This window comes from Rhodococcus oxybenzonivorans (assembly GCF_003130705.1).
Lineage (GTDB): Bacteria > Actinomycetota > Actinomycetes > Mycobacteriales > Mycobacteriaceae > Rhodococcus_F > Rhodococcus_F oxybenzonivorans.
Genome location: NZ_CP021354.1, coordinates 4,196,335 through 4,217,743, shown reverse-complemented (window position 1 = coordinate 4,217,743; position 21,409 = coordinate 4,196,335). Strand labels below are relative to the sequence as shown.

Genomic DNA, 21,409 nt, shown 5'->3' with positions numbered 1-21,409 from the left:
GAATCGGCGACCGTTACCCGAACGTTACAGAAATCTGGTGGCTTTCGCTCTCGAGTTTCGAGCCGACGAGACGAGGATGGCGCTCGATATCCGGTCCCACCTGCGCAGTTGTCCGGAGGAATTTCATGGGAAATGCCAGCGAGTTTCGCAACCTCGACCCGCGCGATCGTCGGCGGCTGCTGCGCCGCGGGCTCGTGCGCCCGGTCGCGACGGTTGCGCTCTGCGGCGTGGGCTACTTCGTGCTCCCGTGGACCTCGGTCGACGGCATCTCCACGATCACGCTCCTCGTGGGGGGACTGCTCGTCGTGCTGGTGGTCGCCGTGTGGCAGATCCGGCAGATTCTGCGGTCCGACGTGCCCACGCTGCAGGCCATAGAGGCGCTGGCACTGATTCTTCCTGTCTATCTGCTCGGCTACGCCGTGGGATACAGCCTGATGTCCCAGAGTTACCCGACATACTTCTCCGAATCGCTCAGCCGGATGGATGCCCTGTACTTCTCGTTGACGGTGTTTTCGACCGTGGGCTTCGGGGACATCACGGCGACGACCGATCCGTCGCGCGCTGTCGTCAGTGTCCAGATCATCGGGAACCTGATTCTCATCGGCGTCGGCATCCGCGTGGTGGCGGCAGCCGTCGGCTGGGCCCGTGGACGAAAGTGACTAACGACCCGACGACAGCAACAGTTCGACGTTGTGGTCGACGGAAGCGCCCAGCCGGACGGGGTCGGTGTGAATGTCGTTGAACGACAGCTCCCGATACAGAGAGGCGAGTCCGAGCGCGGACAGGTCCGTGTAGTCGACCGAGTACGGGCTGTCGGCTTCGAACAAGGTGGTGAGGATCGACACTGTGCCGTCGGCGTTGTCGACCACTTCGAGGATTCGCCCGTGCTGCGGAAAGTCGATGTGCGATGCGGTATTGACCTCCCAGAACGACTGTTCCGGTGTGGGTCCGGCCCAGGGAGTGATCCGGTTCTCGTGGGTGTGTCCGTTGACCCAGGCGAGCACGTTCGGGAAACGATGGAGCAGGCTCACCAATTGTGCGGCCGGAATTCGGGGTTCGGTCGGATTGGCCGGGTCTGGGACGAGGTTGTCCATGGTGGTGCTCGTGTGATGGCTGAAGAGGACGAACCAGGTGTCCGAACGCGACTGCGACACCCGGGCGCCCGCGGAGTCGTAGTACACGCTGCTGCCGGCGAGCAACGTGTCCTCGATCCAGCGGAACTGGGCGGCGCCCAATGAGCCGTCGACGAAACCGGCGTGATTGGTGGAATCCATGCTGATACCGACCACACCGGGAGCGATGTCGAAGGCGTAGTAGCCGATTCCCGTGTCACCTGCGTCGGGAGCGAACCCGTGGCCTACCGGGCCGGGGCCCGTGTTGGCCGGATCCAGATGGGCGGCGATGAACTGGCGTGGTGTGAACGGGGCTCGCGTCGGATCGGGGGTGACCACCCGCGGTGGCGTCGTGAAGGCGGAGAGGACGCCGGCGATGGCGCCGGGGTCGTACTTCGTCGCGATATCGACCGCCTTCGCCTGCTCGGGCGATCCCGGAACCTCGAACTTCAGTGAACCGGTGTACATCGCGTCGAGCGGTGGGATGCCGCTGGGCACAGTGCCTTCGACGGAGTCTTCGTGATTCCCGAAGACGCAGTACCACGGCGTGCGAAGCCCGGGGCTGGTGACGGGGTCGATCGCCGCTCCGAGCAGGCCGGGAATTTCGGGGAAGCCGGCTTTCTTGTACATGTCCTGGATCGGGGACTCCGGGTTCCAGTACAGATCCGCACCCGAATTCTGCACGCCCTCGTAGCGGTCGGGCGCACCGGTGTTGGGGACGATGGTGCCACCGTTGAGGGCGGTGAGAAACCAGCTCAACTCGGCGAACTCTTTGTTGTCGGTGTTGTCGCCGGTGCTCACGACCGCGTCGAACGGCCGCTGGGTGTGGGGGCCGGCGGCGAGAGCGTTGACCCGGTGAACGAGGGCGACCAGCCCGTGCGCCGTGAGGGTTTCCTGCGGACGGAACGCGGAACCTGTGAAGGGGTGGACGTATTCGAACCGCACCGGGGACTGGGTATCGACGAGGTGGACGTCGGTGAGCTGCACGAGCGACGCGAGCGCGGTGCGGCGGTCTTCGCGGCCGTTCCGGGCCTCGGCGAGTTCGGTGCGCACGATCGTGGGCCAACCCGGACCCGCGCCGAGCTTGCGGTATCCGGACGTTCCCAGAGGGACGGCTGTCGCTTCGAGTGTGGTGCCCGCTCCGGAGGTGGGAAGGGGGGCGGCGCCTGCGTACTGCAGTCCCCACGGACGTCCGCTGATGCTCACCGCTCCGATGGCGCCGAGTCCGGCAATCGTGAGGAAGGTACGCCGGTTCATGTCAGACACCAGACGACCTTAGGGCGACAACCCGTCCGGAGGGTGGGATTCCGCTGAGCGCGATCAGCCGGGGGCTCCTCCTTGAGCGTTGGCACTCTCACGTATAGAGTGCCAAGTGGCGCCGATCGAGCTCCGGCACCCGCGACGACGGGGCTGTGTGAAGTGCCGTAAACGGAACACTCAAACAGGTGTCCGAGGATGTTCCTCGGACCCAGATACCCCAAAGTGGAGGGCTCATCGTGGCGAGCGTCAACATCAAGCCGCTCGAGGACAAGATCCTCGTCCAGGCCAACGAGGCTGAGACGACGACTGCCTCCGGCCTGGTCATCCCCGACACGGCCAAGGAGAAGCCCCAGGAGGGCACCGTCGTCGCAGTCGGCGAAGGCCGCGTCAACGAGCAGGGCAACCGCATCCCGGTCGACGTCAAGGAGGGTGACACCGTCATCTACTCCAAGTACGGCGGAACCGAGATCAAGTACGCCGGTCAGGAATACCTGATCCTGTCGGCACGCGACGTGCTGGCTGTCGTCTCCAAGTAAGGCCATACGTGATCCGCCCCGGAGTCCCTACAGGATCCCGGGGCGGAGTGCGTTCACGCGCAGAACCCTGAAATCCAGGAGAAGACGGAACACATGTCCAAGCAGATTGAGTTCAACGAGACCGCACGCCGGTCTCTCGAGCGCGGGGTCGACAAGCTGGCCGACGCGGTCAAGGTGACCTTGGGTCCGCGTGGCCGCCACGTAGTACTGGCGAAGGCCTTCGGCGGCCCCACCGTCACCAACGACGGCGTCAGCATCGCGCGGGAGATCGACCTCGAGGATCCCTTCGAGAACCTCGGTGCGCAGCTGGTCAAGAGCGTCGCCACCAAGACCAATGACGTCGCGGGTGACGGCACCACCACCGCCACCGTGCTGGCTCAGGCCATCGTTCGCGGCGGTCTGAAGAACATTGCGGCAGGCGCCAACCCGATGGCACTCGGAGTCGGCATCAACGCCGCCGCCGAGAAGGTCGTCGAGGCGCTGCTCGCGGCCGCCACCCCGGTCGAGGGCAAGAAGTCCATCGCCCAGGTCGCCACGGTTTCCTCGCGTGACGAAGAGATCGGCGAACTGGTCGGCGAGGCGCTCACTCGCGTGGGCACGGACGGTGTCGTGACGGTGGAGGAATCCTCCAGCCTCGCAACCGAGCTCGTGATCACCGAAGGCGTCCAGTTCGACAAGGGTTACCTGTCGCCGTATTTCGTGACCGATCTCGACGCGCAGAAGGCCGTGTACGAGGACGCCCTCGTGCTGCTCTACCGCGAGAAGATCAGCTCACTTCCCGACTTCCTGCCGTTGCTGGAGAAGGTTGCCGAGAGCGGCAAGCCGCTTCTCATCATCGCCGAGGACGTCGAGGGCGAGGTTCTCTCGACGCTGGTGGTCAACTCCATCCGGAAGACGATCAAGGCCGTCGCGGTGAAGGCGCCGTTCTTCGGTGACCGTCGCAAGGCGTTCCTCGACGACCTCGCCATCGTCACCGGCGGTACGGTCATCAACTCCGAGGTCGGGCTGAGCCTCAAGGAGGCCGGACTGGACCTCCTCGGCAGTGCCCGTCGCGTCGTGGTCAGCAAGGACGAGACCACGATCGTCGACGGCGCCGGCACCGACGCCGACATCAAGGGCCGCGTCGCGCAGCTGCGCCGGGAGATCGAGAACACCGACTCCGACTGGGATCGCGAGAAGCTCGAAGAGCGTCTGGCGAAGCTGGCCGGCGGTGTCGCGGTCATCAAGGTGGGTGCCGCAACCGAGACGGACCTCAAGGAACGCAAGTTCCGCGTCGAGGATGCCGTCAACGCCGCCAAGGCTGCTGTCGCCGAGGGCATCGTTCCCGGTGGCGGATCGGCCCTCGTGCAGGCGAGCACCGAGCTGGTCGACAACCTCGGTCTGACCGGTGACGAGGCCACGGGCGTCAAGGTCGTGCGCGAAGCGCTGCAGGCGCCCCTGTTCTGGATCGCCAGCAATGCCGGTCTCGACGGTTCCGTCGTCACCAGCAAGGTCGCCGAACAGCCCAAGGGGCACGGCTTCAACGCCGCGACCCTCACCTACGGTGACCTGCTCGCAGACGGTGTCGTCGACCCCGTCAAGGTCACCCGCTCCGCTGTCGTGAACGCGGCATCGGTGGCACGGATGATCCTGACGACCGAGAGCGCTGTGGTCGAGAAGCCCGAAGAAGAGCAGGAGCAGACCGGTCACGGACACAGCCACTGAGGCGGTAGCCGCGAACCGATCGATGTCCTCATCTTTCGGCCGAACGAAACCCCCGTGCGGATCTTCCGCGCGGGGGTTTCGTCGTGTCGCGGCCGTATTCCCGCTGACCCTGTTCGCTCAGCTCAGCGTGAGCACGGCGAACGGATTCGACGTCGGCTGTGGTGAGCCACCGGGCGGCTCGATGGTGAAGGCCAGCTTCGTCATCGAGCCGATGTCGTCGAGGACGACGGTGGTGGTCGGCAGGACGTCGTCCGGGGTCATCGTTCCGGCGGGGACCGGTGCGTCGCCGGACTCGGGCAGTAGCCACATCTGGTACACGCTGTCGGCGGCGGGCGGGACGACATCGTTCATGACGAGCACCGCGGCATCCTCGGACTTCGAGTAACTGGCCGTGGCGGAGCCGCCCCCGGGAATGGGAGTGCTCGACGACTGCATGTCCGCGGCCTGGAGTACCTGCTCGGCTACCGTCGGGTCGGGGCCCTCCGTGAGTTGCCGGGCGATGACGGTTCCGCCTGCGAGGATTCCGACCGCAGCGGCGGCCGCCACCGCAATCCGCCAACGACGCCGGCGGTTGCGGTGGTGGTCGAGGTGGACGGGCGCATAGGTGTCGGCCCGTGCGTCCTGTCCGATCTGTTCGAGCAACCGGGCCCGCAGCTGGGGTGGCGGGGCGACGGCGCCCACCTCGCTGACCACGGCAAGGGATTCGCGAATTGCCCGTACCTCGGCGGCGAACGCGACTCGGGTGTCCTCGTCGGCGGCGGCGACCCGAGCGTCGAGTTCGCGGCGCTCCTGGTCGTCGAGCGCGTCCAGTGCGTACGGACAGGCCATGCCCAGAAGATCCTCGTTCATCTCACAGACCTCCCAGGCATCCACGAAGACGCGTCAACCCGTCACGTATACGGGTCTTCACCGTGGACAGGGCGACGCCCAGGTGAGCGGCGACCTCTCGATAGGTGCGTCCGTCGTAATACGCCATCGCGACCGATTCGCGTTGGGTGGCAGTGAGAGTGTCGAGGCACTCGAGTACCGATTGATGCTCGAGCCGGCGGGTGACCTCTTCGGTGACGTGATCGAACGGCCCCGAAACGGAGGTGCTCTCGTAGAGCGCCTGACGGTCGGTAGCCGCCTGTTCGGACCGCACACGGTCGACCGCCCGGCGGTGGGCGAGCGTCATCAGCCAGGACATCACCGAGCCGCGGCTCGGGTCGAAATTCGACGCGGTGTTCCATGCCTGAAGAAACACTTCCTGGGTGGTCTCCTCGGCGTATCCGGGGTCGCGCAGCACACGCAGGACCAGTCCGTGGACCCGGGCGCTCGTGCGGTCGTAGAGCTCCGCGAAGGCCTCGGTATCACCGCGCGCAACGCGGACCATCGCGTCACGAAGTTCCGCGTGCTCGGTGGCACGCACTGTAGCGGCATCGGCAGAGCCCACCGGGCACAGATCTTCGGCCGGTGAGATGCCCTCGTTGTGGGTCACGAACGCTCGTCTCGCTTCATCGAGCACCACGGTAGCGTGCATGTCCGGTCATCTCCTCCAGCCGGTAGGCATTCGGAGACGGCATCGATGTGGATGGGTGATCGGGCCGGGTGTGTGATGCACGGAACCCCCCGCCCGTGGACGAGGGGTTCCGGGGTCGGTCCGTCCGGCGCGTCAGACCGCGATACGTCCGCGGCGGTGCCGCGCATGCATTTCACGCTCGGTCTCGGACATTCCGCCCCAGATTCCGTATGGCTCGGACACGCTCAGCGCATGATTTCTGCATTGTGCGAGGACGGGGCAGCGGCGGCACATCTCCTTGGCACGGGTCTCCCGCTGTGCTCGCGCCCGCCCACGCTCGCCGTCGGGATGGAAGAACATCGAGGAGTCGACTCCGCGGCACAGTCCGTGCATCTGCCAATCCCAGATATCGGCGTTCGGACCGGGGAGGTGGTTGGGTGCAGGCATATGGACTCCTTAGCTGCAAGCTCGCCTCGGGCGGCGAGCGGACCGTGGGCTCGATGTTCAAGCCGCTAATCTTTCACGTCGCTAACCGTAGAGTCGTTTTGGAAATCGCGTCAATAGTTGTTCACAGTGGGAATTTACATATCCCACAAACTGAAAGTTAACCTGGGAAATATTTACATTCCGGCCGGTCCGTGATTCGGTTTCGGGTTGAAAGACCATAGGTCACAGGTAACGATGGCGGGGTGCCCCAGTCAGCGGAGTCCGACGCTCAGCACGCTGCCGATCCTGTCGGCAGCGAGCCGGCGATGGCGGTATCAGCCCTGGCCAGACGGCTTGGCGTGGCGCCGTCGACACTGCGCACCTGGGACCGTCGTTATGGGATCGGGCCGTCCGCGCATGCTCACGGCAGTCACCGCCGATACACACCGCGGGATGTGGCTCGACTGGAGTGTATGCAGCAAGCACTCGACGAGGGGGCGAGCCCGGCCGAGGCTGCGAGATATGCGATTAACGCAATAGCTACATATTCGTCGAATTCGGAACAGACGAGTTCTCCGCAAATTCTGGGTGACAACTCTGTAAACGAAGGCAAAACAAACTCGTCGCACTTTTCGGCCGCGATTTCCGTCCTCGAAGACGCCGAGCCTGCAGTGCGGAATCTGTCGAGGGCCTTGATCGCGCGCGACATCGTCACGATCCACCGCATCGTTTCCCGCGCCGCCGCCGAGCGCGGTTTGCCTGCCGTGTGGGAGGCCGTGCTCGTCCCGGTCCTCGACTGGGCGAACGAGGGGCGGAACTCGGACGCCGCCGCAGTGAACTGTCGTGCCTTCGTCGAATGCATGACGGGCATCCTGTCGACGATGACACTCGACGCCCCGATCGCCGTCGGCGGACGGGTACTGCTCGTGGACGTCCCCACCACCCTCGACTTTCGACGGCCGTCAATCGCGCACGACCTCGGGTTCCGCGCGCTCGGCGCCGCGCTGGCCACGGCGTCGGTCGACGTCCGCACCTCGAGGCCGGTGGGCCGCACCGCGCTACTCGCGTCCGTGACGAACGCGGAACCGGACGTGATCATGCTCTGGCTGCCGCCGGGAGACTGTGACGTGGCATCTCTCTCGCGCGCCATCCGACGTCGCCGCAGTGGACTTGCATTGCTGGCGGCCGGACCCGGGGCCGCAGCGACACATCTGCCCCGGTCGGTGAAGTCGGTCGGGAATCTGGGTGACGCCGTCGACGCCGTCACCGCACTCATCTGACCAGCCCCGGCGCAGTGGTGACAGGATGCGGTCGTGCCCACCACTAGTCGCCACATCGACATCACAAAAATCTTGACCGGCGCGGCGTTCGGCGCCGATCCGGGACGGCACCCGCTACCGACGTCCACGCGTCCCGTCGAGCGGTGGATGCGGGCGGTGGCGCTGGGTGGTCAAGGCCGCTACAGCAGGGCGCGGGCGGAGCTCACGGACATCACCCGCGACCGGCAGGCCGGTCCGGCGGTCGCATCCCTGGCCTGGAGCACGCAAGCCTCGTTGTTACGGCAGCTGGGGGACCACCGGGCCGCGTCCGGTCTCGACGGCCGGGCGCTCGCCCTGATCGGCGGCGGACCGGCCGACCCCGCGGCGGGGAGTGCGCTCGCCGAGCTGGCGGCACGGTGCGATGCGCTCACCGGGCTCGCCGCCGACGCACTGGGATGCGGACGCCTGGCCCTGGGATGGCGTCTACTCGATCGCTGTGGACAGCACCTCGGGAGGGAAGGCGCGGATACGGACGACACCGGGAGTCTCTGGCGACAGCACGTCCGGTTGCATTGGGTGAGCGCCGAACTCTTCCTGGCGGGCGCCGACTTCTCGTCGGCGCGCCGCCACGCCGTGGCCGCGGCAGAAATTTCGGCGCACGTCGGTTCGGTCCGCCACCACCTGAAATCCCAACTGCTCCGTAGCGCATCGATGACAGGGGAATCCGATTCCGGACCGGCTGCGCACCTCGCCGCCGAAGTACTCGAGGGATGTGAACGACACGGTCTGATACCCCTGAAGTGGGCCGCTGCCATGTTGCTCGCCGGCGTGACCGGCGATCCGCGCGCACAGCAGGCACGCGAAGACTGTGAGGAGATCCTCGCGGGCCGCGGCGGACACTTCCGGCGGTGATGGTCCTGGTCGGACGTCCAGGGGCGCTTCCGGGCGAATCCGGGCGAATACCGCTCGGTCCGCACCGTTACCCTTTAAGTGTTCCGCTGAGAGCGGGAGCACACCCATCGGGGGAGGTGCCACTGTAACGCCAGGATATTCACGGACGATGACTAATACGAGCGAGGAGTTGGACTCCGCTGTCGCCGCTGCAACGCAGGGCGACCGGGCCGCTTTAGCTCTGGTCCTGGAAAACATTCGGCCCCTGGTTGTGCGCTACTGCAGAGCCAGGGTCGGTGCTGCGGAGAGAGGACAACTCTCCGCGGATGACGTGGCACAGGAAGTGTGCCTCGCCGTGATGACCGCCTTACCTCGCTACGAGGACCAGGGACGGCCTTTCATGGCATTCGTCTACGGGATCGCCGCACACAAGGTCGCAGACGCGCATCGGAACTCCGCACGTAACAAATCGGAACCGGTCGCCGAAGTACCGGATGTCGTAGCCAACGATGACGGACCCGAACAGAGGGCGCTCGATTCGGAAGCGAGCAGGCAGATGAACGATCTGCTCAGCACGCTGCCGGAGAAGCACCGGGAGATCTTGATCCTCCGCCTCGTGGTCGGAATGTCGGCAGAGGAGACGGCCGCGGCCGTGGGTAGTACCGCGGGAGCTGTCCGCGTAGCTCAACACCGAGCTATCGCGAAACTGAAAAAAGAAGTGACAAAGGCAGGTGAGAGGTTTGGCTAGGGGAAACAAGCGGATCGGCAATCCCGATGCCGATCTCCCAGGCGGCGACGCACCAGTGGACGTTGCGGCAGTGCGCCGTGACGATGCACTGATCGACGCAATCGCCGGTGGTGGTCCTGTTGCGACGGATTCGCCGGAGCAATACGAGCTGGCACTCCTGCTCGCGAATTGGCGTGCAGACATCGTCGCGACATCGATGCCGGACGGGCCGCTGCTCGACGACGTCATCGCGGCCATGGATGAGGCGGATGCTCGCGAAGCCCGGAGCGCCGCTCGCGGCAAGTTGCGTCTACTACGGCCGATCGCGGGCGCTGCCGCAGCGATCGCGGTCGTGATGGGCGGCGCCACCATTTTCTCCTACAACGCCGAACCGGGCGATCCGCTGTGGAGCGTCAAATCGGTGGTCTTCAGCCAGCAGGCCGATTCGACGGTGGCGCAGATCGACACCACGTCACAGCTGCAGGAAGCCGAGCGCATGCTCGCGACCGGCGACGCCGAGTCCGTCAAGAACCTGCTCGACAACGCGGCCGACCGGGCCGGCGGCATCCGCGATGCCGACCAGCGGCGCGAACTCGAGGTCTGGCGTGCAAAACTCGCAGCCCAGCTGGCCGAGATTGCACCCACCACGACCGCGCAGGCGCCCGCACCCGGTACGACCACGACGGACGCGCCCGCTCTGACCACTCAGCTGCCGACGTCGCTGCCAGGACTGCCGGGCACCACGTTGCCGGGCGTCGAACCGCAGCCAGGAACTACTCTGCCGAGCACCGACCTCCAGTTGCCGGGACTCCCCCCGATTCCATTGCCGCAGTTGCCTCAACTGCCGCAGACCGAGCCTCCGCCGCCGTCCACGGTCGATCCGACGATCATGTTGGTTCCCACACAGCCGACGGACGATCTCCCGACTTTTGTGCCGCCGACGCAGCAACAGCAGCAGTCGACGGTGCCCTTGCCCACCACGACCACCGTCCCGGTGCTTCCGCCCCCCACCAGCTGACATGGTGCGCTGTTACCGGCGCACACAACTGTGGCCCGACACTTCGCGTGTCGGGCCACAGCTGCGTCTACGGGTGATTCGGGTCAGGCGTCGAAGCCGTCACCGTGCAGAGCGTCGTTCATCGAGGCGTCGGCGTAGCCGCGGCAGTAGTCCCAGGTGACGTACGCCTCAGGTGTCGGGTCGTAGGCAGGCTCGTGTGGCCGGACGGTGCCGTCCACGAGGAGCTGGAGGAGGTTGGCCCGGAGCATGTCCCAGTCGTGATAGTGATCCTGCTGACAGTCTTCACAGCACACGACGAGGCCACGAATCCCGCGATGGGCCAGCAAAGCCTCGTATACGGCGAGGTCGGCCAGGTCTTCCTCCACAGCGAGTCGCTCGTGGGGGTCGAGTGGCTGGCCCGGTTCGATCGCATCGAGAGCTGCGGACGGGTCGGCGGGGTCGCCGGCAAAGGGGTCCGGGGGCAGACCGGGAGGCAGTTGATCGCGCACAGCACCACGGTACGCAGGTCAGGCCGGTCTGCGCCAGCCGTTCGGCGTAGGCCCAGCGTGGGTGGGCTCGCATGAGGATCCCGGCGAGCCGATACCATGGTCTGAGGAGCTGGGAATATCGATCGTTGCTCCGTCCTTTCTGTCTGTATCCGCATTCCCGAAATTTCCACGACGGCGCTACCGGCGCTGCATCCGAGTTCCATGGAGGGCCCGAACCGCATGACCAGTTCAGCAGGGCATGTACACACCGGCGGTGACGACCCGAACAAGGTCGCAATGCTGGGTCTCACGTACGACGACGTCCTGCTCTTACCGGCGGCGTCGAACGTCATCCCTGGCCAGGTCGATACGTCCAGCCAGCTGACTCGCGACATCAGACTGCGGGTTCCCCTCGTCAGTTCCGCGATGGACACTGTCACCGAAGCGCGCATGGCCATCGCCATGGCCCGCGCAGGCGGTATGGGTGTTCTGCACAGGAACCTGTCCATCGACGCTCAGGCCGGGCAGGTCGAGACGGTCAAGCGGTCCGAGGCGGGCATGGTCACCGACCCGGTCACGTGCAAGCCGTCCGACACCCTCGCCGAGGTCGACGCCAAGTGCGCGCGCTTCCGCATCTCCGGACTCCCGGTAACGGATGACGCCGGTCAGCTCGTCGGCATCATCACGAATCGTGACATGCGCTTCGAGGTCGACCAGAACCGAGCCGTGTCGGAAGTCATGACCAAGTCGCCGTTGATCACCGCCCAGGAGGGTGTGACCGCGGAGGTGGCGTTGGGTCTACTTCGTCGCCACAAGATCGAGAAGCTCCCGATCGTGGATGGTCAGGGCAAGCTCACCGGCCTCATCACGGTCAAGGACTTCGTGAAGACGGAACAGCATCCCGATGCCACCAAGGACCGAGACGGGCGCCTGCTGGTCGGTGCGGCGGTGGGTGTCGGCGACGAGGCGTGGAGTCGGGCGATGGCGCTCACCGACGCCGGCGTCGACGTTCTGGTCGTCGACAGTGCGCACGGGCACTCCGCCGGCGTGCTGGACATGATCTCGAAGCTCAAAGCCGAAGTGGACGAGCGGGTCCAGATCATTGGAGGCAACGTCGCCACCCGTAGCGGTGCGGCGGCACTCATCGAGGCAGGAGTCGACGCCGTCAAGGTCGGTGTGGGCCCCGGTTCGATCTGCACCACCCGTGTGATCGCCGGTGTCGGTGCCCCGCAGATCACTGCGATCCTCGAGGCGGTCGCCGCAGCGAAACCGCACGGTGTGCCGGTCATCGCAGACGGCGGACTACAGTTCTCCGGCGACATCGCGAAGGCGCTCGCCGCGGGCGCGTCGACGGCGATGCTCGGGTCGCTGCTTGCCGGCACCGCGGAGTCGCCGGGCGAGCTGATCCTCGTCAACGGCAAGCAGTTCAAGAGCTACCGGGGGATGGGTTCTCTCGGCGCCATGCAGAGCCGCGGCGCGGCCAAGTCGTACTCGAAGGACCGCTACTTCCAGGACGACGTGCTGTCCGAGGACAAGTTGGTGCCCGAGGGCATCGAGGGCCGGGTCGCGTTCCGCGGCCCCCTGTCCCAGGTCACGCATCAGCTCACCGGCGGTCTGCGGGCCGCCATGGGTTACACGGGAGCGTCGACCATCGAGGAGCTGCAGAACGCCCAGTTCGTGCAGATCACCGCGGCGGGTCTGAAGGAAAGCCACCCGCATGACATCACCATGACGGTGGAAGCTCCCAACTACACCGCTCGCTAGCAACCAGTCACGAGAAAGGGGCGCGCGTGCGCGACCTCGTTGAGATCGGCATGGGCCGAACAGCCCGACGAACCTATGAGCTGGACGACATCGACATCGTCCCCTCCCGGCGGACGCGCTCCTCCAAGGAGGTGTCCACGTCCTGGCAGCTCGATGCCTACCGCTTCGACATTCCCGTGCTCGCGCATCCCACCGACGCGCTGGTGTCGCCGGCGTTCGCGATCGAGCTGGGCAAGCGTGGTGGTCTCGGTGTCATCAACGGTGAAGGACTGTGGGGCCGCCACGCCGATGTCGAGGCGAAACTCGCCGAGCTCGTCGCCATCGCGGAATCGGACGTCGACGTCGAAGCTCCCATCCGGAAGCTGCAGGAACTGCATGCTGCGCCGCTGCAGCCGAACCTGCTCGCTGCCGCGGTGGCGCAGGTCCGTGACTCCGGGGTCACCACCGCTGTGCGGGTAAGCCCCCAGAATGCGCGTGCGCTGACTCCGCATCTGATCGAGGCCGGCATCGACCTCCTCGTCGTCCACGGCACGATCATCTCCGCCGAGCACGTCGCCCACGGCGACAGTGAGCCGCTCAACCTCAAGACGTTCATCTCCGAGCTGGACGTTCCCGTCGTGGCCGGTGGGGTGAGCGATCACCGCACCGCGCTCCACCTGATGCGCACGGGAGCGGCGGGTGTCATCGTCGGGTACGGCTCCACGGAGGGGGCTACTACCACCGGTGAAGTGCTCGGCATCGGTCTTCCCATGGCCACCGCCATTGCCGACGCAGCGGCCGCTCGACGTGACTACCTCGACGAGACCGGTGGGCGGTACGTCCATGTCATCGCGGACGGGGACATCGCGTCTTCGGGTGACCTCGCCAAGGCGATCGCCTGTGGTGCGGACGCAGCGGTGCTGGGTGCGCCGCTCGCGGTCGCGGCCGAAGCACCCGGCGGCGGCTGGTACTGGCCGTCGGCGGCAGCCCATCCGTCGGTTCCCCGTGGCACGATGCTGCCGGTGTCCTTCGGCGAACGACCGTCGCTCGACCAGGTCCTCGCGGGCCCGTCGAACGATCCGTACGGTTCTCTGAACTTCGTCGGCGGCCTGCGCAGATCCATGGCGAAGTCCGGCTACTCGGACCTCAAGGAATTCCAGAAGGTGGGCTTGACGGTCCGCGCGTAGGGCCTCGTCCGCTCCACTTTTTCTCATCGCCCAATGCCCTTCGGTGTAGTTCGACAGCACCGGTGCGGCATTGGGCGATTTTCTTGTGCTGGTGCCTGCCGTTCCTGATACCAATCGTTACAGTTAAGGTAACCCTTGTGGCAGCTGTCACAGCGCTGGGGTGCATACTGGCGAGTAATAACCCAGGTTCGGTGGAGGTCGAGGATGAAGAAGCAACGCGCGACGGACTATGACGTTCTCATCGTCGGGTCCGGATTCGGTGGCAGCGTCACCGCGCTCCGGCTGGTGGAGAAGGGATACAAGGTCGGCATCCTCGAAGCCGGCCGGCGTTATGCCGATGCCGACTTCGCCAAGACCAGCTGGGACCTGAAGAAGTTCCTCTGGGCACCTGCGCTGGGACTTTTCGGCATCCAGCGGGTTCACCTCCTGCGCGACTGCCTGATCCTCGCGGGCGCCGGAGTGGGCGGCGGATCGCTCAATTACGCCAACACGCTCTACAAGCCGCCCGCCTCTTTCTTCCAGGACCGGCAGTGGGCGCACATCACCGACTGGTACGACGAGCTCAGCCCCTACTACGACCAGGCCCGGAAGATGCTCGGCGTGGTTCAGAACCCGCACATGACGCCGGCCGACGAGATCATCAAGTCGGTGGCCGAGGACATGGGGGCGGGTGACACGTTCATCCAGACTCCGGTCGGCGTGTTCTTCGGTGAGCCGGGCAAGACGGTGCCCGACCCCTACTTCGGCGGCGTGGGCCCCGACCGCACCGGGTGCATCGAATGCGGTGAATGTATGACCGGCTGCCGGCACGGTGCCAAGAACACCCTGCTGAAGAACTACCTCGGTCTTGCCGAGAAGGCGGGCGCCGACATCATCCCGATGACGACGGTCACCGGTCTGCGGGAGGCGTCGGACGGCACTTGGGACGTCTTCACCCGGCGGACCGGTCCGGTCAAGAACCGCAAGTGCAAGACGTACACGGCTGCCCAGGTCGTGCTGGCCGCCGGAACGTGGGGTACGCAGCACCTGCTGTTCGATCAGAAGGAGACGGGGGCGCTCCCGAAGATTTCCGATCAGCTGGGTGTGCTGACCCGTACCAACTCGGAGTCGATTCTCGGCGCGGCCAAGAACAAGGTCGATCCCGCGCTGGAGTTGACCAAGGGCGTCGCGATCACGTCGTCGTTCCATCCCACCTCGGACACCCACGTCGAGCCCGTGCGCTACGGCAAGGGTTCGAACTCGATGGCGCTGCTGCAGACGCTCCTGACCGACGGAGGCGGCCGACGGTGGATGACGTTCCTCAGGGAGCTCGCGAAGGACCCGAAGGCGTTGAAGGTGCTCACCCCGTACCGGTGGAGTGAGCGCACCATCATTGCGCTCGTGATGCAGAATCTCGACAACTCCATCACGACGTACACCAAGAAGGGTCTGTTCGGCCGGCGCAAGTTCACGAGCAAACAGGGTCACGGAGAGCCGAACCCCAGCTGGATTCCTGCGGGCAACGAGGCCACGAGGCGCATCGCGGAGAAGATCGACGGCCGCGCGGGAGGCACGTGGGGTGATGTGTTCAACATTCCGCTCACGGCGCACTTCCTCGGTGGCTGCACGATCGCCTCGGACCCCGAGCACGGTGTCATCGACCCCTACCACCGCGTGTGGGGATACCCGACGCTCAGCGTGGTCGATGGTGCCGCGGTGTCGGCGAACCTGGGGGTGAACCCGTCGCTGACCATTTCGGCGCAGGCAGAGCGGGCAGCGTCGCTGTGGCCGAACAAGGGTGAGAAGGACTTACGCCCCGCCCAGGGTGAGGGATACCGCCGCCTGAACCCGGTGCCGCCGACCGCGCCGGTGGTTCCCGCCGACGCGCCCGCAGCGCTGGTGCTGCCGATCGTCGAAATCCGCAACGGTTCCTCGACGGCGGCCGCCAACGAACAGGGCGTCACCCAGAATCCGGGTGTCGCCCAGAGTCACGGTGTCGCCTGAGTCGCAGTGTTGCCTGAATCGCAGTGTTGCCTGAATCGCAGGGTCGGCTATGAAGAGCGGCGGTCGTGCACGGACATGGGGTCGCGCAGACCACGGAGCTGCGCCGATTAGACTGACCCGGTGACAGATATCGAGCAACAGAGACCCGTCCTCGTCGTCGACTTCGGCGCGCAGTACGCGCAGCTGATCGCCCGGCGGGTGCGTGAGGCGAAGGTCTACTCCGAGGTGGTCCCGCACACCGCGACCGTCGCGGAGATCGAGGCGAAGAAACCTCTCGCCGTGGTGCTCTCGGGTGGGCCGTCGAGCGTGTATGCCGAGGGTGCGCCGCAGCTGGACCCGGCGTTGTTCGATCTGGACGTCCCGGTGTTCGGAATCTGCTACGGATTTCAGGCCATGGCCGGCGCTCTCGGCGGCACGGTGGCGCACACTGGCACACGCGAGTACGGCCGCACCGACTTGACGGTGCAGGGTGGGCTGCTGCATGACGGCCTGCCCAAGAACCAGCCGGTGTGGATGAGCCACGGGGATGCGGTCACCGAAGCGCCGGAAGGCTTCGAGGTGACCGCGACCAGTGAGGGCGCCCCCGTGGCCGCGTTCGAGGACCGGGCCCGCAAACTCGCGGGAGTGCAGTACCACCCCGAGGTCCTGCATTCGCCGTACGGCCAGCAGGTACTCAGCCGATTCCTGCACGAGATCGCGAACATTCCGCCGGTGTGGACGGCCGCGAACATTGCCGACGCCCTGATCGAGCAGGTGCGCGAGCAGGTCGGAGACGGCAAGGCGATCTGTGGGTTGTCCGGTGGCGTCGATTCGGCGGTCGCGGCAGCCCTCGTGCAGCGCGCGATCGGCGACCGACTGACCTGTGTGTTCGTCGATCACGGTTTGATGCGTGCCGGCGAACGAGTGCAGGTCGAACAGGACTTCGTGGCTGCGACAGGTGCGAAACTGATCACCGTCGATGCCGCGGACACCTTCCTCGGCGCCCTGGCCGGGGTGTCGGATCCCGAAACCAAGCGCAAGATCATCGGCCGCGAGTTCATTCGCAGCTTCGAGGGCGCAGTCAGCGACGTGCTGGGTGAAAACGCTGCGCACGGTGACACCGTCGACTTCCTGGTGCAGGGCACGCTCTACCCGGATGTGGTCGAGTCGGGCGGCGGCACCGGAACCGCCAATATCAAGAGTCACCACAATGTGGGCGGGCTGCCGGAAGATTTGCAGTTCACGCTCGTCGAACCGCTTCGGTTGCTGTTCAAGGACGAGGTGCGTGCCGTCGGCCGCGAACTCGGCCTGCCCGAGGAGATCGTGGGACGCCAGCCGTTCCCGGGACCGGGGCTCGGTATCCGCATCATCGGCGAGGTCACCGAAGAGCGCCTCGACATCCTGCGGCACGCCGATTCCATTGCGCGCGAAGAGTTGACGGTCGCCGGGCTGGACAAGTTGATCTGGCAGTGCCCGGTGGTGCTGTTGGCCGACGTCCGCAGCGTAGGGGTGCAGGGTGACGGGCGGACGTACGGTCACCCGATCGTGTTGCGGCCCGTGTCGAGTGAAGACGCGATGACGGCGGACTGGACACGAGTGCCGTACGAGGTGCTCGAGCGCATCTCCACCCGCATCACCAATGAGGTGCACGACGTCAACCGAGTGGTGCTCGACATCACCAGCAAGCCGCCGGGAACCATCGAGTGGGAGTGACGCACTGAAAAGCGCGGTGGGCGAGTCCGAGGACCCGCCCACCGCGCTTTCGTGTTGCCGGGCTATCTCTTTCTATTCGGTGCGAAGACGAGAACTGCACCGACGACCACGGCGACGAGGACGAACAGCCAGCGGAATTCGACATTCGCGAGGGGTTCGAGGGAAAAGGGACCGACGAGGGCCCAGCCGCTCACGAGCAGCGCTGCCAGACCGGCGAGGAACAGGAGCGGGGACGGCCGTTTCCGTGAGGTGGTGCCGGTGTCCTGAGTGTCGTCGATGTCATCCACGACGCACCTCCACACTTCCGAATTGTGCGTTCACGTCGAGATTCAATACGGGTCCTTCCGGTCCGTCCGCTCCGCCGTCGAGACCGTCGGGCAGGCATTGGCTGTCACCGACCTGAACCGAGCAGTCGTTGCGGACGTTCATCTTCGGCGGCAGGAGCACGATCACCTCACCGTTCCCGTTCACGGTCACCGTCTTGTCCTCGGTGAGCTCGACCCTGCGGAGGTCGAGGGTGAAGCTGCCGAAACCGCCCGAGTATTCGGACTCGAGGTCGGCCGCCGACATGGGCTCCCATCTCTGTTCGCCCATGCTGCGTCCGTCGAAGTTCAGTGAGCCGACGAGCGAGGCCAGAACGACGAATCCCACCAGTGGTCCGGCGACGACGAGCAATCCGTAGCCCTTGCGGACAACACTTCCGACTACGAGGCCTGCGCCGATCACGGCGAGGGCGACGGCACCGATACGGCCCGGGTTCAGCCATTCCGATCCGGTGGCGACCGACAGTGCCGTCGCGGCTGCGGCAGCGAGGATGGCGAGTCCGATGACCATGGTGGTCAGGCGCGAGTGCTTACGTCCGGGTGCCGCGGCGGGTGTGGGAGTTCCGGCCGGCTCGGGAAGGTCCCAGGCGAAGGGGGCCACTCCCAGCGGATCCCAGGCCGGTGGACGTGGTTCGAGTGGTGCGAATGGTGTCGGAGGCGCGAAGCTGCTGGGGGTCGGCTCCGGAGACTTCTCGAACGACACCGTCTTCTGCTCGCTCGCTGGGGGTTCGGTGGGGGGCGGTGTGTTCGTTCGATCCGTGCTGTCCGCGGTGGGAGTGGCCGCGGGGCTCGGCGTGTAGGAATCGGGAAGCTTGGTGTACGGACTGTAGGTGGGGTGCGGGCCGGCGCCGTACGCGCTGCCGCCGTAGGCGCCGGCGCCATACGGGTCGGCGCCGAACGGGTTGCCGCCGAACGGTCCGGGGGCGTAACTCGTGCCCGGATAGCCAGTTCCGACACCGGTCGGTGCGACCCCGGGCGGGAGGGGCGGCGGCACCGGTTGCCGCTGATACAACAACCACAGTCCGCCGAGCATCAACGCCATGCTGATCAGACCCGATCCGCCGAGTCCGACACCGAACGGCCCGACCGTGCTGGCGGCGATGGCGAGAGCGACGAGGAGGACGACGGTCTTGGTGCCCGAATCCGAGCTGTGGCCGCGGCCGACGAGGGACTCCGCCGGCGAGGCCGGGTCACCGGATTTGGTGAGGCCGAGCCAGCACACCAGATAGAGGAGTACACCGGCGCCGCCGAAGATGGTCGACACCACGAAAGCGACTCGTATCAGTACGGGATCGACGCCGTAACGGTATCCGATTCCCGCACAGACACCGGCGACGTGACCTCGCCCGGGCAACCGCACCGGCCGGGTCCGCCACAGATCGTTCATCTGCTCTTGGAAACTCCCATTGCTCATACGACCATCGTTGCGGCCGACGCCCCGCGCGTACATCGGGAACTACCCTGATCTTTCCGCCCGGAATGGGCCGTGCCGGTCCGCGAAGTCAGGGTTGGACCCTGATGCCCGGGCGGGGTGATCGTGCCAGTATCGAGTATGTGCAATCTGTGTCGAACGCCGTGCCTTCTGCAGCGCAGACCGGTGGTGGCCCGCTGATGCCACCGGTGGCGCCGGGCGATGTGCCGATGCCGCGGCTCGAACGCCGGGCTGCGGGTCGTGTCGTCGGTGGTGTCGCGGGCGGAATCGCCGATCAGCTGGGTGTCGACGTCCTGAAGGTGCGCGTCGTGTTCGCCGCTCTGGCGGCGCTGGCCGGTGCCGGCATCGTCGCGTACGGCCTCCTGTGGATCTTCACGTCGGCGGGTGCCGACACGGAGAAGCCCAGCGCGTCCGAACGACGCAGGGCCATCGGCCTGATCGCCATCGGTCTGGCTGGTGCCTCCGCATTGTCGTGGTTGTTCAGTGGCCGTGCAGGATCGGTGATTGCGCCGATCATCGTGGTCGCGGTGGGTGCGGCGTTGGTGTGGCGGGAATTCGATTCGGAGGGCCCGCGCACCGTGATCGGGCTGCCGCAGCGGCCCACCGTTCTCACGTGGGCGCGGGTTCTCGGTGGCGTGACACTGATCGTCTCCGGGCTGGGCGTGGTGATCCTCGCTCAGGTCGATCTGGAGGCCTTGCGGTCGTCGTTGCTGGCGGTCGTGGTGACTCTTGTCGGCGCCGGACTACTGACCGTGCCACTGTGGTTGCGGCTGTGGCGTGCCCTCGGAGCGGAACGGGCAGCGAGAATTCGCAACGAGGAGCGTGAGGAGATCGCCTCCCATCTGCACGACTCCGTCCTGCAGACGCTGGCGCTGATCCAGAAGCAGGCAGATCACCCACAGGAGGTGGCCCGGCTCGCGCGCGGACAGGAACGCGAACTGCGCAAGTGGTTGTTCGGCGGCGGTGACGCCGACCAGTCGAGTCTCGCGGAGGCGCTGCGCATCATCGCCGGTGAGGTCGAGGACCAGCACGGTGTGACGGTGCGGCCGGTGACGGTGGGCGACGTCTCCCTCGATGTGGAGGGGACAGGAGAGGGGCTGTCGAAGGAAAGCTTCACAGCCTTACTCGGTGCGACGCGGGAGGCACTCGTCAACGCGGCCAAGCATTCCGGCGAGACCGACATCAACCTCTTCGCCGAGGCGGAGCGCGAACAGGTCAGTGTGTTCGTCCGGGACCGTGGTGTCGGCTTCGACATCGACGAGGTGCCGCCGGATCGGCAGGGACTGGCGAAGTCGATCCGCGGGCGGATCGATCGCCGGGGTGGACACGTGGACGTGCGGTCGGCGCCCGGCAAGGGCACCGAGGTCCGGATCTCCATGCCGCGAAACGGCCATGCCAAGGCCGGGGCGGATGCTACCGAGATTACGGACGACGCTGGCCTAGAGTGGGGCGACACTACCGTCCACGCCGAGGAACAGCCACAGTGAGCTTGCCTGAAACACCGCCGTATCGCGTCTTTCTCGTAGATGATCACGCCGTCTTCCGGTCCGGTGTGCGTGCCGAACTCGGGCGGGAAGCAGACATGGAGGTCGTGGGGGAGGCCGGCGGTGTGGCAGAGGCGGTGTCGGGTATCAACGCCACCGCCCCGCACGTCGTCCTCCTCGACGTTCACATGCCCGACGGTGGTGGTGTCGCCGTGTTGCGCGGCATCGAGGAGGGCCCGGTGTGTCTGGCGCTGAGTGTGTCCGACGCCGCCGAGGATGTGATCGCCGTGATCCGGGCGGGTGCCCGCGGTTACGTGACCAAGACGATCTCGGGTGGGGAGCTGGCCGACGGAGTGCGCCGGGTCGCCGGCGGTGACGCCGTGTTCAGCCCGAGGCTGGCCGGATTCGTGCTGGACTCCTTCACCGGCCGCTCCAATGCTCCCGAACCGCAGCTGGACCCGGAACTCGATTCGCTCACCCCGCGCGAGATGGAAGTACTGCGGCTGCTCGCGCGGGGGTACACGTACCGTGAGATCGCCGAGGAACTGGTCATCTCGGTGAAGACGGTGGAAACCCATGCGTCCAACGTGCTGCGCAAGACGCAGCAGTCGAACCGCAATGCGCTGACCCGGTGGGCGCACCGTCGTCGGATCGACTGATACGTACG

Annotated in this window: 20 protein-coding genes and 1 pseudogene; 14 read left to right on the top strand and 7 right to left on the bottom strand. The window is 66.2% G+C overall.

Annotated elements, in window-relative coordinates:
- Window positions 1–125 precede the first annotated feature (125 nt).
- Window positions 126–659, top strand: coding sequence for a potassium channel family protein (locus CBI38_RS19915; RefSeq protein WP_109331509.1), 534 nt, complete (start codon window positions 126–128; stop codon window positions 657–659).
- Here the strand turns inward: CBI38_RS19915 and CBI38_RS19910 are convergent, their stop codons facing one another.
- Window positions 660–2,378 carry a TIGR03767 family metallophosphoesterase gene (locus CBI38_RS19910; RefSeq protein ID WP_109331504.1) on the bottom strand — a complete coding sequence of 573 codons (1,719 nt, stop codon included), beginning with the start codon at window positions 2,376–2,378 and terminating at the stop codon, window positions 660–662.
- A gap of 230 nt (window positions 2,379–2,608) precedes the next feature.
- Here CBI38_RS19910 and groES point away from each other — a divergent pair, with 230 nt between their 5' ends.
- Entirely contained in the window at window positions 2,609–2,908 is a 300-nt protein-coding gene (gene groES / locus CBI38_RS19905) for a co-chaperone GroES (RefSeq protein ID WP_003940763.1), read from the top strand.
- A gap of 93 nt (window positions 2,909–3,001) precedes the next feature.
- Entirely contained in the window at window positions 3,002–4,612 is a 1,611-nt protein-coding gene (groL, locus tag CBI38_RS19900; RefSeq protein ID WP_109331503.1) for a chaperonin GroEL, read from the top strand.
- Between the two features lie 117 nt (window positions 4,613–4,729).
- Here the strand turns inward: groL and CBI38_RS19895 are convergent, their stop codons facing one another.
- The 3 genes from CBI38_RS19895 to CBI38_RS19885 all read right to left on the bottom strand — a co-directional run bounded on the left by CBI38_RS19895 (window position 4,730) and on the right by CBI38_RS19885 (window position 6,557).
- Window positions 4,730–5,461, bottom strand: a complete 732-nt coding sequence (locus tag CBI38_RS19895; RefSeq protein WP_109331502.1) for an anti-sigma factor — start codon at window positions 5,459–5,461, stop codon at window positions 4,730–4,732.
- Window position 5,462: 1 nt separating this feature from the next.
- Window positions 5,463–6,131 (bottom strand): sigma-70 family RNA polymerase sigma factor, encoded by a 669-nt coding sequence (locus CBI38_RS19890; protein WP_109331501.1) that lies wholly within the window; start codon window positions 6,129–6,131, stop codon window positions 5,463–5,465.
- 132 nt (window positions 6,132–6,263) lie between these two features.
- Window positions 6,264–6,557, bottom strand: coding sequence for a WhiB family transcriptional regulator (locus CBI38_RS19885; RefSeq protein ID WP_005239766.1), 294 nt, complete (start codon window positions 6,555–6,557; stop codon window positions 6,264–6,266).
- A 305-nt stretch (window positions 6,558–6,862) separates the two neighbouring features.
- Here CBI38_RS19885 and CBI38_RS39130 point away from each other — a divergent pair.
- From CBI38_RS39130 to CBI38_RS19865, 5 genes and pseudogenes are all read left to right on the top strand, one after another.
- Window positions 6,863–7,048: pseudogene (locus tag CBI38_RS39130) on the top strand (MerR family transcriptional regulator); the annotation flags it as partial.
- Window positions 7,049–7,207: 159 nt separating this feature from the next.
- Window positions 7,208–7,816 carry a transcriptional regulator gene (locus CBI38_RS39125; protein WP_230990251.1) on the top strand — a complete coding sequence of 203 codons (609 nt, stop codon included), beginning with the start codon at window positions 7,208–7,210 and terminating at the stop codon, window positions 7,814–7,816.
- Window positions 7,817–7,849: 33 nt separating this feature from the next.
- On the top strand, window positions 7,850–8,707 hold the full coding sequence (locus CBI38_RS19875; RefSeq protein WP_230989891.1) for a hypothetical protein: 858 nt from the start codon (window positions 7,850–7,852) through the stop codon (window positions 8,705–8,707).
- Between the two features lie 148 nt (window positions 8,708–8,855).
- Window positions 8,856–9,434 (top strand): sigma-70 family RNA polymerase sigma factor, encoded by a 579-nt coding sequence (locus CBI38_RS19870; protein ID WP_109331498.1) that lies wholly within the window; start codon window positions 8,856–8,858, stop codon window positions 9,432–9,434.
- Entirely contained in the window at window positions 9,418–10,431 is a 1,014-nt protein-coding gene (locus CBI38_RS19865; protein WP_109331494.1) for an anti-sigma-D factor RsdA, read from the top strand. The genes CBI38_RS19870 and CBI38_RS19865 overlap by 17 nt, the downstream gene beginning before the upstream one ends.
- A gap of 83 nt (window positions 10,432–10,514) precedes the next feature.
- Here the strand turns inward: CBI38_RS19865 and CBI38_RS19860 are convergent, their stop codons facing one another.
- Window positions 10,515–10,919 (bottom strand): DUF5319 domain-containing protein, encoded by a 405-nt coding sequence (locus tag CBI38_RS19860; RefSeq protein ID WP_005239778.1) that lies wholly within the window; start codon window positions 10,917–10,919, stop codon window positions 10,515–10,517.
- Window positions 10,920–11,138: 219 nt separating this feature from the next.
- Between CBI38_RS19860 and guaB the strand changes: the two genes are divergently transcribed.
- The 4 genes from guaB to guaA all read left to right on the top strand — a co-directional run bounded on the left by guaB (window position 11,139) and on the right by guaA (window position 17,503).
- Window positions 11,139–12,662, top strand: coding sequence for an IMP dehydrogenase (guaB, locus tag CBI38_RS19855; protein WP_109331493.1), 1,524 nt, complete (start codon window positions 11,139–11,141; stop codon window positions 12,660–12,662).
- A 26-nt stretch (window positions 12,663–12,688) separates the two neighbouring features.
- On the top strand, window positions 12,689–13,828 hold the full coding sequence (locus tag CBI38_RS19850; RefSeq protein WP_109331492.1) for a GuaB3 family IMP dehydrogenase-related protein: 1,140 nt from the start codon (window positions 12,689–12,691) through the stop codon (window positions 13,826–13,828).
- A 204-nt stretch (window positions 13,829–14,032) separates the two neighbouring features.
- Complete coding sequence (locus tag CBI38_RS19845; protein WP_109331491.1) at window positions 14,033–15,811, top strand: GMC family oxidoreductase N-terminal domain-containing protein; 1,779 nt, start codon at window positions 14,033–14,035, stop codon at window positions 15,809–15,811.
- Between the two features lie 120 nt (window positions 15,812–15,931).
- Window positions 15,932–17,503, top strand: a complete 1,572-nt coding sequence (gene guaA / locus CBI38_RS19840; protein WP_109331490.1) for a glutamine-hydrolyzing GMP synthase — start codon at window positions 15,932–15,934, stop codon at window positions 17,501–17,503.
- A 62-nt stretch (window positions 17,504–17,565) separates the two neighbouring features.
- On the opposite strand, the gene CBI38_RS19835 is transcribed toward guaA, so the two are convergent.
- Together CBI38_RS19835 and CBI38_RS19830 are read right to left on the bottom strand one after the other, a co-directional pair.
- Window positions 17,566–17,790: a hypothetical protein gene (locus CBI38_RS19835; RefSeq protein WP_109331481.1), complete on the bottom strand. Its 225-nt coding sequence runs from the start codon at window positions 17,788–17,790 to the stop codon at window positions 17,566–17,568.
- On the bottom strand, window positions 17,783–19,240 hold the full coding sequence (locus CBI38_RS19830) for a PspC domain-containing protein (protein WP_230989890.1): 1,458 nt from the start codon (window positions 19,238–19,240) through the stop codon (window positions 17,783–17,785). Before CBI38_RS19830 ends, CBI38_RS19835 begins: the two co-directional genes overlap by 8 nt.
- Before the next feature lie 149 nt (window positions 19,241–19,389).
- On the opposite strand from CBI38_RS19830, the gene CBI38_RS19825 reads away from it, so the two are divergent.
- Together CBI38_RS19825 and CBI38_RS19820 are read left to right on the top strand one after the other, a co-directional pair.
- Entirely contained in the window at window positions 19,390–20,745 is a 1,356-nt protein-coding gene (locus tag CBI38_RS19825) for a sensor histidine kinase (protein WP_418328271.1), read from the top strand.
- Complete coding sequence (locus CBI38_RS19820; protein WP_109331479.1) at window positions 20,742–21,401, top strand: response regulator; 660 nt, start codon at window positions 20,742–20,744, stop codon at window positions 21,399–21,401. Before CBI38_RS19825 ends, CBI38_RS19820 begins: the two co-directional genes overlap by 4 nt.
- The last annotated feature ends 8 nt before the right edge of the window (window positions 21,402–21,409 follow it).

Bases quoted from the DNA above. Each gene is read 5' to 3' on its own strand.
- CBI38_RS19915 (WP_109331509.1), top strand. From the start codon at position 126: ATGGGAAATGCCAGCGAGTTTCGCAACCTCGACCCGCGCGATCGTCGG.
- guaB (WP_109331493.1), top strand. From the start codon at position 11,139: ATGACCAGTTCAGCAGGGCATGTACACACCGGCGGTGACGACCCGAAC.
- CBI38_RS19845 (WP_109331491.1), top strand. From the start codon at position 14,033: ATGAAGAAGCAACGCGCGACGGACTATGACGTTCTCATCGTCGGGTCC.
- CBI38_RS19870 (WP_109331498.1), top strand. From the start codon at position 8,856: ATGACTAATACGAGCGAGGAGTTGGACTCCGCTGTCGCCGCTGCAACG.
- CBI38_RS19895 (WP_109331502.1), bottom strand. From the start codon at position 5,461: ATGAACGAGGATCTTCTGGGCATGGCCTGTCCGTACGCACTGGACGCG.
- CBI38_RS19885 (WP_005239766.1), bottom strand. From the start codon at position 6,557: ATGCCTGCACCCAACCACCTCCCCGGTCCGAACGCCGATATCTGGGAT.
- groL (WP_109331503.1), top strand. From the start codon at position 3,002: ATGTCCAAGCAGATTGAGTTCAACGAGACCGCACGCCGGTCTCTCGAG.
- CBI38_RS19830 (WP_230989890.1), bottom strand. From the start codon at position 19,240: ATGAGCAATGGGAGTTTCCAAGAGCAGATGAACGATCTGTGGCGGACC.
- CBI38_RS19890 (WP_109331501.1), bottom strand. From the start codon at position 6,131: ATGCACGCTACCGTGGTGCTCGATGAAGCGAGACGAGCGTTCGTGACC.